The following is a 13,118-nucleotide window of genomic DNA, read 5'->3' on the forward strand; positions in this document are numbered from 1 at the left end:
GAGCTGCCAATCTCCCTCCTTGCGGGGGAGATGGCCGGCAGGACAGTGCTGTCCCGCCGACATCACACAAACTTCTGCACCGTCCGGGCGGTCAACAGCAGACCGCGCTTCAAGCATCGTTCGCCAATTGCCGTTGACCCCGAACCCCATCTGCCCGAATTGTAGCGCCCCATGGCAGCGCACGCCCCTCAAAAACCCGCCGAAACGCCTCTCACCTTTGCCGTGTTGGTGTTTCCCGGCTTTCCGATGATGGCGTTCAGTTCGGTCATCGAGCCGTTGCGCGCCGCCAATGTGCTGGCCAAGCGGCAGTGCTATCGCTGGATCATCGTCGGGGCGACCCCGGGTCCGGTCGAGGCCTCGAACGGCGTCGTCATCCAGCCGGGCTTTTATGCCGGGGATGCACCTAAGGTCGACCGCATCGTCGTCTGCTCGGGCGGCGATGCCGATCACCTAGTCGCCGAGGACGCCGCGACCTGGATCCGCAAAAGCCTGCGCAACGGCGCTCATATCGGCGCGGTAGCGGACGCCGCGTTCTTTCTGGCGCGCGCGGGTCTGCTCGACGGCCATGCCTGCACATTGCACTGGACCAGCCAGGCCGCCTTCACCGAGGCGTTTCCCAACATCGAGCTCAGGCGCGACCTCTATGTTATCGACCGCAAGCGCTTCACCTCGGCCGGCGGCGTCGGCAGCCTCGACATGATGCTGGAGATCATCACCCGCGACTATGGCGCCGAGCTTGCCGCCGGCGTCGCGGAATGGTTCGTGCACAGCCAGCTGCGCTCCAGCATCGACCGCAAGATGATGCCGCTGCGCCTGCGCACCGGCGTCCAGAACGAGCTGGTGCTGTCGGCCATCGCCATCATGGAGGATGCGGTCGAGGAGCGCCTCGGCATGGCCGAGCTCACCGCCAGGCTCGGCGTCTCGTCCGACAAGCTCGAACGCTCCTTCCGCTCCGAACTGGCCATCTCGCCCAATGGCTATTACCGGCGCCTTAGGCTGAAACGCGCCGCCGATCTGCTGGCGCATTCGACGCTCGCCGTGCGCGACGTGGCACTGGCCTGCGGCTTTGCCTCGATGTCGAGCTTTGCAAGGGCTTTTCGCGAGGAGCATGGGCATCCGCCGAAACTGGCGAGGAGGCATTAGCTTTCGGATGCTGGCGGGACAGCGCCCCCCTCTGTCCTGCCGGACATCTCCCCCTCAAGGGGGGAGATCGGATGTCCCTTCTGCTTTCGCCAATTTTCAACGGCGAAGAAAAAAGCACCGAAGATAAAACCGCCAATCTCCCCCGTTGAGGGGGAGATGCCCGGCAGGGCAGAGGGGGGGGCGCGAAGGGTCGCGGCGCAACCGATTTGCCAGCGGCATCCCGCATAACCCCTGCGGTTTTCCGCACAATCCTTCTGCCCCTTCTGCGCCATGGTCAACCCTTGCAACCCAGCCAAGGCCGCACACCCATGAGCATCGTCGTATTCGACCCCGACAGCACGCAGGACGTCGACTTCAAGGATCGCATGCGCCACCCGGCGGCGGCTGATCCGGCCGGCGGCATGTGGCTGTCCGACACCGAGCCGTCCTTCATCGATGCCGATGCTTTGCGAAAAGGCCGGCTGGCCAAGCTGCGCGGCTGGATGCGCGAGGCCGGCTATGGCGGCGTGGTGCTGTTCGACCCCTACAACCAGCGCTACGCCACCGGCTCGCGCAACATGTTCGGCTATTTCCTGCGCAACTCGACCCGCTATTTCTTCATCCCCACCGTCGGGCCGATCGTGCTGTTCGAATACCCGCAGAGCTACCATGTCTCGATGGTGCTCGACACGATCGACGAGGCGCGTCCATCCAAGCTGGTCTGGTCGTCGGTCTCCGGCCGCGACGACGAAACCGCCGGCCCGTTCGCCGACGAGATCGCCGAGCTTTTGAAGCAGCATGGCGGCGGCTCGATGAAGCTTGGCCTTGACCGCTGCAGCCATCTGCAGGCGCTGGCGCTGGAAAAGCGCGGCTGTGAGGTCAGGGACTGCCAGGGCGAGATCCTCGCCGTGCGCGCGGTCAAGACGCCGGAGGAAGTCAAATGCCTGCAGGTGTCGATGGCCGGCGCCGAGGCCGCCGTCTATGCCGTGCGCGAGGCGATCAAGCCCGGCGTCTCGGAAAACGACCTGTTCGCCATCATGTATGGCGAGGTCATCCGCCAGGGCGGCGAGTTCATCGAGACCCGGCTTCTCACCTCCGGCCAGCGCACAAATCCGTGGTTCAACGAGGCCAGCGGCCGCAAGATCCGGCCCGGCGAATTGTTGGCGCTCGATACCGACACCATCGGCTGCTACGGCTATTATTCCGACTTCTCCCGCACCTTCCGCTGCGGGCCGGGCAAGCCGACGCCCTACCAGAAATCGCTCTATCGCATGGCGCACGACCAGGTTCAGCACAACATCGGGATCGTCAAGCCCGGCATGGCCTTCCGCGAGATCGCCGAAAAGGCCTGGAAGATCCCCGACCGCTTCGTCGACCAGCGCTACACCTCGGTCATGCACGGCGTCGGTATGCATGGCGAAACGCCGTTCATCGCCCACGCCATGGACTACGAGACCTATGGCCGCGACGGCCATATCGTGCCAGGCATGGTGGTGAGCGTGGAAAGCTATATTGGCGAGAAGGGCGGCCGCGAGGGCGTCAAGCTGGAGGACGAGATCCTGATCACCGACACCGGCACCGAACTCCTGTCGCGTTTTCCCTATGAGGATGAGTTTCTGGAGAAGCAGGTTTGATGGTGGCATCCAACGCTCACAACCAGCGCCTCATTCCCTCCCACCCCCCTCTGTCCTGCCGGACATCTCCCCCTCAAGGGGGGAGATTGGCAGCGTCGCCTGCAGCGCTTTTTCCTGCAATTCTGGCGATTGGTGAAGGCATTCGCGACGGCCGATCTCCCCCCTTGAGGGGGAGATGCCCGGCAGGGCAGAGGGGGGTGCTGTCCCACCGGTATAGGGAACAGTCTTGGACTGCTCCTCCCGTGGATGACGAAGGCCCATGAAAACCCCCATCTCCCTCAAACGCGGCGCGGTGGCCGCGGTCTTCATCGACCTGCAGGAAGAGCACCGGCAGGACCAGCGCTATCTGGTCGAGGGCTATGGCGAGATCCTCGCCAACGTTCAGCGCCTGCAGGCGGCGGCGCGGCAAAACCATGTGCCGCTCTACCACTGGGCCTATATCGTCGATCTCGACAAGCAGGACCGGCCGTTTCACCCGCTTGGTGCCGATGGCAAGTCGGCCTTTTCCGACAAGAGCGACCCGCTGACCGAAATCTGCCACGAGGTCGCGCCCGTCAACGGCGAGGCGCTGCTGATCAAGGCCGAGGCGAGCGCCTTCCGCACCGGCCCGGCGGCCCGCGACCTCAAGTCGGTCGGCATCGAATGGCTGGTCGTTGCCGGCGTTTGGACCGAGGCCTGCATCGACGCCACCGTGAAGGACGCCGTCGCCAAGGGCTTTCGCGTGTTGCTGGTCAAGGATGCCTGCGGCAGCGGCAGTGCCGCCATGCACCAGACCGGCATCCTCAACCTCGCCAACCGGCTCTATGGCGGCGCCGTCACCGACACCGACGGCGCCTGCCGGCTGCTGGCTGGCGAAAGCGTCACCGCCTGGCAGGTCGAGGGCTCGGTGCCGCTGCGCTTCACATTTGAAAACGCGGCAGATCTTTATAGCGAGCTTTGATGTGTCTTTGCCGGCAAAGACGGACATGACCAGCCGCGGCAAATACGAAACCCGGCTCGACCCGGCTTTGTGGGCCTATATCGACGCGGTCAACGCCTGGTATCCGCCCGAGATCATCGGCCTGCCGGTCGACAAGCAGCGCGCCGTCTACGACAGGATGTGCCGGGCCTTTCACCCGGGCCGCCCGCCAGGGGTCAAGGCCAGCGACGGCCTGATTGCCGCCACCGGCCGCGACATCCCGGTCCGCCGCTACCAGCTTGCCGGCAGGGCGGCGCCGGCGATGGTGGTCTATTTTCATGGCGGCGGCTTCATCCTCGGCGGGCTCCAAAGCCATGACGACATCTGCGCCGAAATCTGCGCCGGCACCGACTTCGACGTGCTGTCGGTCGACTACCGGCTGGCGCCGGAACATGTCCACCCCGCCGCCTTCGACGATGCCATGACCGCCTTCGAATGGGCGGCGGCGACCACCGGCCTGCCGCTCGTGCTGTGCGGCGAAAGCGCCGGCGGCAACCTCGCAGCAGGGGTGGCGCGGGCGACACGCCGCCACGCCACGATCGGCCAGGTGCTGATCTATCCCGAGCTTGGCGGCGACGAGCGCGCCGGCTCCTACATCGAGCACGCCGACGCGCCGCTGCTGTCGCTGCACGACATCGCCTTCTACCGCGATGTCCGCTCGACCAAGGCGCAATCATCTGACGATCCAACCTTCTCGCCGCTGCGCGGCCGCGACTTCTCCGGCCTGCCGCCAACGGTGATCGTGTCAGCCGAATGCGACCCGCTGTCGTCGGATGGCGAGACCTACCGCGACCGCATCCTGGCCGCCGGCGGCAAGGCGTTCTGGCACGAGGAGCCCCGCCTCGTGCACAGCTTCCTGCGCGCCCGCAAGACGGTGCCTGCGGCGGCGGAAGCGTTTGCGCGGATCATCGCGGCGGTCGCTGCGCTGGGCCGGGGCGAGTGGCCGTATTGAGCGACTGAGGAGACGAGGGGTGCCAGCGCTGCGGCGCTGATCTCCCCCCTTGAGGGGGAGATGCCCGGCAGGGCAGAGGGGGGCGCGAAGGATCGCCAAGCTTCTGTCCTCCTGGACACCTTGAATCCGTTGCGGGCGCAGCTGGAATTGGCGGAGAGGCAGGCGGGACAGCGCCCCCTCTGTCCTGCCGGACATCTCCCCCTCAAGGGGGGAGATTGGCTGTCGCGTTCGCTTTTGCCAATTTTCAGACTGCCTCCTCCTGCGGAGCACCGCACAATCACTGCGGAAAACCGAACACTCCCCAGCGGCACCCCGCTCTATCATTCGCCTGCTCAGGCAACGGCGTCCTGGCGGTCCGCCCACACCGCGTTGGATGTGTCCGCCAGGGCGCCCAACAACAGGGGAACGACGATGAAATTCATGCTCACCGGCAAGAAACTGCACCCGCAAGCCAAACCCGTTGCCGACGATTTCAAAAACGGCGGCATCAGCCGCCGCGAATATCTCGCCCTGATGGCCGGCCTTGGCGTCAGCGCCGCCGGCGCCCTGGCGCTGGGCGGCCTTGCCCCCACTCTTGGCGCCACCCCGGCCCGCGCCGCCGAACCCAAGCGCGGCGGCACCTTGCGCGTTGCCATGAACGTCAAGGGTTTCAAGGACCCGCGCACCTTCGACGGCGTCGAAATGTCCAACGTCGCCCGCCACTGCAACGAATACCTGGTGCGCTGGAACACCGACTTCTCCTTCGAGCCCTGGCTGCTCGAAAGCTGGGAAGCGAGCGACGACGCCAAGACCCTGACGCTGCATGTGCGCAAGGGCATCTCCTGGTCGAATGGCGATGCCTTCAACGCCGATGATGTCATCCACAATCTCACCCGCTGGTGCGACGCCTCGGTAGCAGGCAATTCGGTTGCCGCGCGCATGGGCGCGCTGGTCAATGCCGACACCAAGAAGTTGGTCGATGGCGGCATCCAGAAGGTCGACGACTTCACCATCAAGCTCAATCTGCCAAAACCCGACATCTCGCTGATCGCCGGCATGGCCGACTATCCGGCGCTGATCATGCACCGCTCCTACGAGGGCGACGGTGATCCCATGAAGGCGCTTTCCATCACCACCGGCCCGTGCGAGCTGGTCAGCTGGGATGCCGAGACCGGTGCCGAGGTGAAGCGCCGGGATAAGCCATGGTGGAAGGGCGAATTCTGGCTCGACGGCATCAAATGGGTCGACTACGGCTCCGACCCCAACGCCATGCTGTCGGCCTTCGAATCCGGCGAGATCGACACCGACCATGAAACCGCCTCCGATGCCGTCTCGCAGACCGGCAAGATGGGGCTGAAGAATTCCGAGATCGCCACCGGCTCCACCATCGTCGCCCGCTTCAACGTCGGCAACGCGCCCTATGACGACGCCAAAGTGCGCCGCGCCGCCCAGCTCGCCGTCGACAATTCGGCCGTGCTGAAGCTCGGCCTCGACGGCCGCGGCAAGCCCGCCGACAACCACCATGTCGGCCCCATGCATCCCGAATATGCCGATATCGGCCCGGCCAAGCGTGACGTGGAGGGGTCGAAGAAACTGCTCGCCGAGGCCCGCAAGGCCGACCATGAGTTCGACCTCATCTCCGTCGACGTCGAATGGCAAAAGAGCACCGGCGACGCCATCGCCGCGCAGATGCGTGAGGCGGGTCTGAAGATCAAGCGCACCGTGCTGCCCGCCGCCACCTTCTGGAACGACTGGAGCAAATACCCCTTCTCCTGCACCGAATGGCTCGGCCGCCCGCTCGGCGTCCAGGTGCTGGCGCTGGCCTATAAATCCGGCGCCGCCTGGAACGAGAGCGCCTACGCCAATTCGGAGTTCGACACGCTGCTCGACAAGGCGCTGGCGATGCCCGACGCCAAAGCACGCAAGGAGATCATGGCCAAGATCGAGCAGAATTTGCGCGAGTCCGGCATCATCATCCAACCCTACTGGCGCTCGGTCTACCGCACCTACCGCAAAGGCATCGAAGGCTGCGAACAGCACCAGGCGCTCGAGCAGCATTTTGAGAAGGTGTGGATTGAAAGCTGAGCCTTCGGGCGAGGCAATCACCAAAGCCGGCGCCGCCCCTCATTGCCCTGCCGGGCCTTTCTCCCCGTGAACGGGGAGAAAGGGGCTGGCCGCAACGCGGCGCCTTTTTCAGCAACGCCGACAATTGGCGAAACCCTCAATGACAGCGTCCTTCTCCCCGTCCCTATACGGGGAGAAGATGGCGGCAGCCAGATGTGGGGCGGCGCCAACGTTCGATCTTCCCTTCTCCCACAGGGGGAGAAGGCAGAGCGCGGCAAGCCGATCGGCTCACCGCCCAGGCCTCACCAAAGTCCAGATCCACCCAACGAAAGTCAGCACCAGGAACGGATAGCCGGCGGCGGGCAGTGGCGACGAGGTTGGCAGCAAGGGCGCGCCCCACAGGATCATGCCTGCTGAGGCGACAAACAGCACGGCGGCCACGACAGCGGTCAGCCGCATCCAGATCGCAAAAGTATTCTCTGCGCTGACCATGACAAGTCCGGCCGCCCAAAGCGAGATGCCCCCGGCATAGGAGGGAACACTGGCCTGCAGGCCCGCCGCATTGCCGGCCAGCAGTAGGCTCTCGCCGGCAAGGAAGGTCAGGAACCCGGCCGCGACGCAGTCATTGCCCAGCCGCTGATACTTCATCGTCAGCAGCGCGGTCGCCACCACGAGTGCCGTGCCGTCGATCGCCCACAGCGTTTCGCGCAGCGCGTCGCTCGCGACGAAGGTGCCGGCCATTCCCAAGGCGCCACCGATGGCGAGGCCGATCGCGGCGACGGTGTCCAGATTGGAACGCATTTTTATGTCTCCCCCAAGCCGTGCGGAGGATACGCCCACGCGGTGCATTCTCAAAGGGAGCTGTGCGAAAGCGAAGCAGAGTGTCGAGAGGTTGCCGTCTGCCTCTGGCGATCCAGCGGCGGGGCAAAATGGCCGGCGCGAATGCCGGTGAGGGCAGCTGCCTGAGCCCGCGCCGGCCACTGGCGAACTGATTAAGGTCCGCCGCCCGATTTTTCTACCGCTCCGGCGCTGCAGGATCAACCAACTCAGGGTTGGTGCGGACTCGTACCAACCTTCCCTGGCATCATTTCTTATTGCGCCATGAACAGCCCGAAGCCGACACAACCGAACGCCACCAGCCCCAGCATGAACACGTCGCCGCCCGACGCCGATGGCCAACCTCCTTTCCGGCGGTGCTGTTGCGGATTTCGACAGGAGCGGACATGGGGCTGGAGTGAAATTATGGAAGCAAAGGAGGTGTCGAGGGAGGTCATACTTTACAGTGGGGCGGCCACCGAGCAGTGCCTGCACTGACACCATGTTGTCAGGAGCATAGGTTTAGCGTGCCAATTCGCCAAAGCGTCATAGGTAACTAGGCCAGGGAGCCTGGAAACATCAGAACAAATTTTTCATGATGAATATCCTAGCTAAAACGCTATATCCTAGAATGGCCGTTCGCTGGCCATCTGGGGGGATGTTTTACGTGAATGTCTATAGTTCCAAGCCGGAGCGCTTTCTTGAGAGAATTGTCTTTGACGACATCGTCATTCCTCCGCGAAGCGCGTGCTGTGCTGGATTTGAGTTGCAGGCATGGAGATGCAAACCATTCGTCAATCATTTGATTGAATGGCTTCCCGACTACGCACTAGCAGAGAGTGAACTCGACGTAAGTCATGCTAACATCTACGTAAAACTTCAGCAGGCTGCCGCTCGTGTATATACGAGTGAGAAATATCAGAAGCGAGGAGAAGCGGGCGAAATTGCTTTGCACGCGATCTGTCGTGATTATTTCGATACAATCCCAATAGCACCGAGAGTGTTCTACAAGAACTCGTCAAATGATGTCGTGAAATCCTTTGATATGGTTCATGCTCGGTTTCCCTCTATTGGTGGGGTCGAGTTGTGGCTTGGCGAATCGAAACTTTACACGCATTCAATGGACGCTATCGCAGACGCCATTGCTTCAGTTCGAGCGCACCTAGATCAGGGCTTTCTCACCAATGAAAAGCTACTGCTCGGTCCGCAAATATCTCGAAGCACTCCTCATTACGAGGAAATCTTGCACATTTTTAAATCGCAAACTAGCCTCGATCAATTTCTGCGGACGTCCGTGTTTGTCATTGGTATAGCATCCAATAGTGATGCGTTATCGACGGCAACGGAACTAAACGATTCCTACAGATCAGCCATCTCCGCCGAGCTTGATGCTTTGGCCAGCAAAGTCTCGTCTTCGTCTCTACCCACCACCATTAGGGTGGTCCTGATCTATGTTCCTCTATTCAACAAAAAACATTTCTTGGACGAGTTCGACAAAAAGCTCAAAGGGCTACAGCTATGATTACTCAGCAGGGCTGGGAAGAACTGCAGTTGCTAAGCGGTAATGACCTAAAAACCCGTGTTTTCTCCCTTATTAGAGAGATCGCTGGAGCGATCCAGGAACGAGAGATTGACGACCCGGATGTGACCGGCTCTGTCCCTCGCTTGGCCAAATTAATACTCGAAAAAAAAGAGCTATCTTCATATCGGGAAATCTTCGGCACGCTCGCCCGTTCTGTGGGTTTGTGGAACTACATCGATACGGAGACCGCAGATACCCGCGACGAGATAATAGCAGAATCAGTGACCGTCCCGGAACTTGGAGGGATAACACTGCATCGCGAGCAGGTCGCCGCACTAAACACACTGCTATCCGGAAAGAACTTGATTCTGAGCGCGCCTACAAGTTTCGGGAAGAGTTTGCTGATTGACGCGCTAATCGCATCCGGCAGGTATCAGAGGCTTGCAATTGTTCTACCAACGATAGCGTTACTCGATGAGTTTCGACGACGCCTAGTCGGTCGTTTTTCGGCGCAGTACTCGATAGTTATGTACCATTCCGAGGTGGCGCCGGTAGGCAATGTTATTTTTCTGGGAACACAGGAGAGGTTGATCAACAGAAAGGACCTAGGGCGTCTGGACATTGCAATAGTGGACGAGTTTTACAAGCTTGATCCAAATCGCCAAGACGATCGCAGTATGACCTTGAACGCCGCCGTCTATCAACTTCTGCGTCGTGCGAATCAATTCTTCTTCCTCGGCCCCAATATCGAAGGTGTTCGTTTCTCCACGGATAGCCGTTGGCGGTTTGAATTCCTCAAGACCCGCTTTTCCACCGTCGCGGTTGATACGTTCGACTTGGCCGGCGTCGACAACAAAGAGGAACGGCTTACCCAAGAGGCTTTCGAAGAGCGAAATTGGCCGGTGCTGGTTTTTGTTTCATCGCCAGATCGAGCAAACTCGCTAGCTGATCAGTTGTCCGAGCATGGACAGGCAATTGGCGAGGGTAGTGAAATTTCGACTTGGTTCGATCAGAATTTTGGCATGGGCTGGGCATTGAGCCGATCGCTCGCAGCCGGAATTGGCGTACATCATGGACGGATACCAAGAGCCCTCGCGTCGCAGTTTGTAAGAATGTTTAATAACGGGGGGTTACCTATACTCATTTGTACATCGACCCTCATCGAAGGTGTTAATACCGCCGCCAAATCCGTGCTCATATATGACAAAACAATAAATAAACAGGATTATGATTTTTTTACTTTTTCTAATATTCGAGGCCGAGCCGGCCGCTTAGGCCAACATTTTGTCGGCTCGGTGTTTCTGTTCAATTCCCCACCACCCCGTCTAGATGTTGAAGTTGAGCCCCCTCTCTTTGGAGATCTGGATGAGGCGCCCGATGAACTTGTTGTTCACATTTCGGACGAAGATCTCTCCCCGCGCCTAACTGATCGATTGGACGGTATTGCGGAACGGCTGGACCTTACACCTGAAGAACTTCGGATCGCTTCCGTAGTCGGGCTGGACGAAGCTATTGCTCTACGACAGCACGTCGACGTAGCGGCCCGAAACGGTGCGGATATATTTTGGCATGGTTATCCAGACTACAATCAGATCGGTGCCGTTTGTGAGATCATTTGCAAAGTTCGACAGCCATCGAGTTTTGGAGTATTCACACACAAGCAACTAACATTTTACCTGAATGAATTAAGAAAAAATAGGCCGATTAGAGGGTTCTTTTTCTGGTATACAAAAAACTATAAAGGGGGGGACGCCAATCAGGATAACATATTTAAATTTCTTCGCTCCTGCGAATATGGGCTGCCCCAGCTCTTTTCCGTAGTCGAGATGTTTGCGCGACGTAAGAATGAGCGTACAAATTATGGGCTATTTACTGCAGAGATGCCAAGATGGTTTCGGCCAGAAGTGCTGAAGAATCTGGACGAACAAGGCATCCCGTTTCAAATTTCCGAGAGATTCTATTTGTTGGACGACACTGTCGCAAAATTGTCTAAGCGCATACGCGATGCGGCGCAGATTGGAGACAGCCGCCTGAACCAATTTGAGACTGGGTGGATATTAGCGGCGATCCCAATTTAGCGTCTATTAATCCCCCATCTTCAGCGCCTGGATAAACGCCTCCTGCGGTATATCCACCTTGCCGAACTGGCGCATCCGCTTCTTGCCTTCTTTCTGCTTGTCCAGCAGCTTGCGCTTGCGCGAGACGTCGCCGCCGTAGCATTTGGCGGTGACGTCCTTGCGCAGCGCCGAGATGGTTTCGCGGGCGATGACCTTGCCGCCGATGGCGGCCTGGATCGGGATCTTGAACAGATGGTGCGGGATCAGCTCCTTGAGCTTCTCGCACATCTGCCTGCCGCGCTTTTCCGCCGCCGTGCGGTGCACCAGCATGGAAAGAGCATCCACCGGCTCCTCATTGACCAGGATCGACATCTTGACGAGGTCGCCCTCCTTGTAGTCGGTCAGGTGGTAGTCGAACGAGGCATAGCCCTTGGAGATCGACTTCAGCCGGTCATAAAAATCGAAGACGACTTCGTTGAGCGGCAGATCGTAGGTCAGCATCGCGCGCTTGCCGACATAGGACAGGTCGGCCTGGATGCCGCGCCGGTCCTGGCAGAGTTTCAGGATGCCGCCGAGATAGTCGTCGGGGGTCAGGATGGTGGCGCGGATCCATGGCTCCTCGATCGCCGAGATCTTGACCACGTCGGGCATGTCGGCCGGGTTGTGCAGCTCCTTCATCGAGCCGTCGGTCAACAGCAGCCGGTAGACGACGCTCGGCGCGGTGGCGATCAGGTCGAGGTTGAACTCGCGCTCCAGCCGCTCCTGGATGATTTCCAGATGCAACAGGCCAAGGAAGCCGCAGCGATAGCCGAAGCCGAGCGCCGCACTCGTTTCCATTTCATAGGAGAAAGAAGCGTCGTTGAGGCGCAGTTTGCCGACCGCGGCGCGCAGATCCTCGAAATCGGCGGCGTCGACCGGGAACAGGCCGCAGAACACCACCGGCTGCGCCGGCTTGAAGCCGGGCAGCGCCTTGGCGGTGGCGCGCTTGTCCTCGGTGATGGTGTCGCCGACGCGGGTGTCGGCCACTTCCTTGATCGAGCCGGTGAAGAAGCCGAACTCACCGGGGCCGAGCTCGTCGACATTGATGCGGGCCGGCGTGAACACGCCGGTGCGTTCGACCAGGTATTTGGCGCCGGTGCCCATCATGCGGATGGTCTGGCCCTTTTTCAGCACGCCGTCGATGATGCGCACCAGCACGATGACGCCGAGATAGGCGTCATACCAGCTGTCGACCAGCATCGCCTTCAACGGGGCCGTGGCGTCGCCCTCGCGCGGCGGCGGCAGTTGGTGGACGATCGCTTCCAGCACGTCGGGAATGCCGAGCCCCGTCTTGGCCGAGATCAGCACCGCGTTGGAGGCGTCGATGCCGATCACCTCCTCGACCTGCTCGCGGATACGCTCGGGCTCGGCGGCCGGCAGGTCGACCTTGTTCAGCACCACGACGATCTCGTGGTTGTTGTCGATCGCCTGGTAGACATTGGCCAGCGTCTGCGCCTCGACGCCCTGCGAGGCGTCGACCACCAGCAGCGAGCCCTCGCAGGCGGCTAGCGAGCGCGACACTTCATAGGCGAAGTCGACATGGCCGGGCGTGTCGATCAGGTTGAGGATATAGTCCTCGCCATTGTTGGCGTGGTATTTCAGCCGCACCGTCTGCGCCTTGATGGTGATGCCGCGCTCGCGCTCGATGTCCATCGAGTCCAGCACCTGTTCCTTCATGTCGCGCAGCTCCAGCCCGCCGGTCAGCTGGATCAGCCGGTCGGCAAGCGTGGATTTGCCATGGTCGATATGGGCGACGATGGAGAAATTTCGGATGTGGTCGAGGGGCGTGCTCATGGCGGGCGCTTTAGCAGGGGCTCGTTGCTGCGGCAAGCGCTGTACCGCTGCGGAGGGCAAGGGTGGGGCGGCTGCCGGGCAAGCGCATTCAGACCTAGGACAGTTCGAACTTGCGGCGGAAACCGCCAATTGTCGAAAGTCGGCGCGGCGCCGACGCCTGGAGAACGGTGGTACCCGGGCC

Annotated in this window: 9 protein-coding genes; 7 read left to right on the forward strand and 2 right to left on the reverse strand. The window is 60.9% G+C overall.

Annotation, left to right across the window (positions count from 1 at the left end; all coding sequences use genetic code 11):
* Positions 1-171 precede the first annotated feature (171 nt).
* The 5 genes from AC1DZU_RS00305 (at position 172) to AC1DZU_RS00325 (ending at position 6,730) form a co-directional block, all read left to right on the forward strand.
* Positions 172-1,143 carry a GlxA family transcriptional regulator gene (locus AC1DZU_RS00305; RefSeq protein ID WP_477280689.1) on the forward strand — a complete coding sequence of 324 codons (972 nt, stop codon included), beginning with the start codon at positions 172-174 and terminating at the stop codon, positions 1,141-1,143.
* A gap of 308 nt (positions 1,144-1,451) precedes the next feature.
* Positions 1,452-2,756: a M24 family metallopeptidase gene (locus AC1DZU_RS00310; protein ID WP_477280690.1), complete on the forward strand. Its 1,305-nt coding sequence runs from the start codon at positions 1,452-1,454 to the stop codon at positions 2,754-2,756.
* Positions 2,757-3,015: 259 nt separating this feature from the next.
* On the forward strand, positions 3,016-3,696 hold the full coding sequence (locus AC1DZU_RS00315) for an isochorismatase family protein (protein ID WP_477280692.1): 681 nt from the start codon (positions 3,016-3,018) through the stop codon (positions 3,694-3,696).
* A 25-nt stretch (positions 3,697-3,721) separates the two neighbouring features.
* The gene (locus tag AC1DZU_RS00320; protein WP_477280694.1) at positions 3,722-4,666 is read left to right on the forward strand and encodes an alpha/beta hydrolase; all 945 of its coding nucleotides are present in this window, start codon (positions 3,722-3,724) and stop codon (positions 4,664-4,666) included.
* Between the two features lie 411 nt (positions 4,667-5,077).
* Positions 5,078-6,730: an ABC transporter substrate-binding protein gene (locus AC1DZU_RS00325; protein ID WP_477280697.1), complete on the forward strand. Its 1,653-nt coding sequence runs from the start codon at positions 5,078-5,080 to the stop codon at positions 6,728-6,730.
* A gap of 267 nt (positions 6,731-6,997) precedes the next feature.
* On the opposite strand, the gene AC1DZU_RS00330 is transcribed toward AC1DZU_RS00325, so the two are convergent.
* Entirely contained in the window at positions 6,998-7,510 is a 513-nt protein-coding gene (locus AC1DZU_RS00330; protein WP_477280699.1) for a hypothetical protein, read from the reverse strand.
* A gap of 610 nt (positions 7,511-8,120) precedes the next feature.
* Between AC1DZU_RS00330 and AC1DZU_RS00335 the strand changes: the two genes are divergently transcribed.
* Together AC1DZU_RS00335 and AC1DZU_RS00340 are read left to right on the forward strand one after the other, a co-directional pair.
* Positions 8,121-9,047, forward strand: coding sequence for a HamA C-terminal domain-containing protein (locus AC1DZU_RS00335; protein WP_477280701.1), 927 nt, complete (start codon positions 8,121-8,123; stop codon positions 9,045-9,047).
* Positions 9,044-11,125 (forward strand): DEAD/DEAH box helicase, encoded by a 2,082-nt coding sequence (locus AC1DZU_RS00340; protein ID WP_477280703.1) that lies wholly within the window; start codon positions 9,044-9,046, stop codon positions 11,123-11,125. Before AC1DZU_RS00335 ends, AC1DZU_RS00340 begins: the two co-directional genes overlap by 4 nt.
* A gap of 6 nt (positions 11,126-11,131) precedes the next feature.
* On the opposite strand, the gene lepA is transcribed toward AC1DZU_RS00340, so the two are convergent.
* Complete coding sequence (lepA, locus tag AC1DZU_RS00345) at positions 11,132-12,937, reverse strand: translation elongation factor 4 (RefSeq protein WP_477280705.1); 1,806 nt, start codon at positions 12,935-12,937, stop codon at positions 11,132-11,134.
* Between the last annotated feature and the right edge of the window lie 181 nt (positions 12,938-13,118).

Source organism: Mesorhizobium sp. P2_A12, assembly GCF_056405075.1.

Excerpts from the sequence above, each read along its gene's own strand:
- AC1DZU_RS00305 (WP_477280689.1), top strand. The coding sequence starts at position 172 with ATGGCAGCGCACGCCCCTCAAAAACCCGCCGAAACGCCTCTCACCTTT.
- AC1DZU_RS00310 (WP_477280690.1), top strand. The coding sequence starts at position 1,452 with ATGAGCATCGTCGTATTCGACCCCGACAGCACGCAGGACGTCGACTTC.
- AC1DZU_RS00315 (WP_477280692.1), top strand. The coding sequence starts at position 3,016 with ATGAAAACCCCCATCTCCCTCAAACGCGGCGCGGTGGCCGCGGTCTTC.
- AC1DZU_RS00320 (WP_477280694.1), top strand. The coding sequence starts at position 3,722 with ATGACCAGCCGCGGCAAATACGAAACCCGGCTCGACCCGGCTTTGTGG.
- AC1DZU_RS00325 (WP_477280697.1), top strand. The coding sequence starts at position 5,078 with ATGAAATTCATGCTCACCGGCAAGAAACTGCACCCGCAAGCCAAACCC.
- AC1DZU_RS00330 (WP_477280699.1), bottom strand. The coding sequence starts at position 7,510 with ATGCGTTCCAATCTGGACACCGTCGCCGCGATCGGCCTCGCCATCGGT.
- AC1DZU_RS00335 (WP_477280701.1), top strand. The coding sequence starts at position 8,121 with ATGATGAATATCCTAGCTAAAACGCTATATCCTAGAATGGCCGTTCGC.
- AC1DZU_RS00340 (WP_477280703.1), top strand. The coding sequence starts at position 9,044 with ATGATTACTCAGCAGGGCTGGGAAGAACTGCAGTTGCTAAGCGGTAAT.
- lepA (WP_477280705.1), bottom strand. The coding sequence starts at position 12,937 with ATGAGCACGCCCCTCGACCACATCCGAAATTTCTCCATCGTCGCCCAT.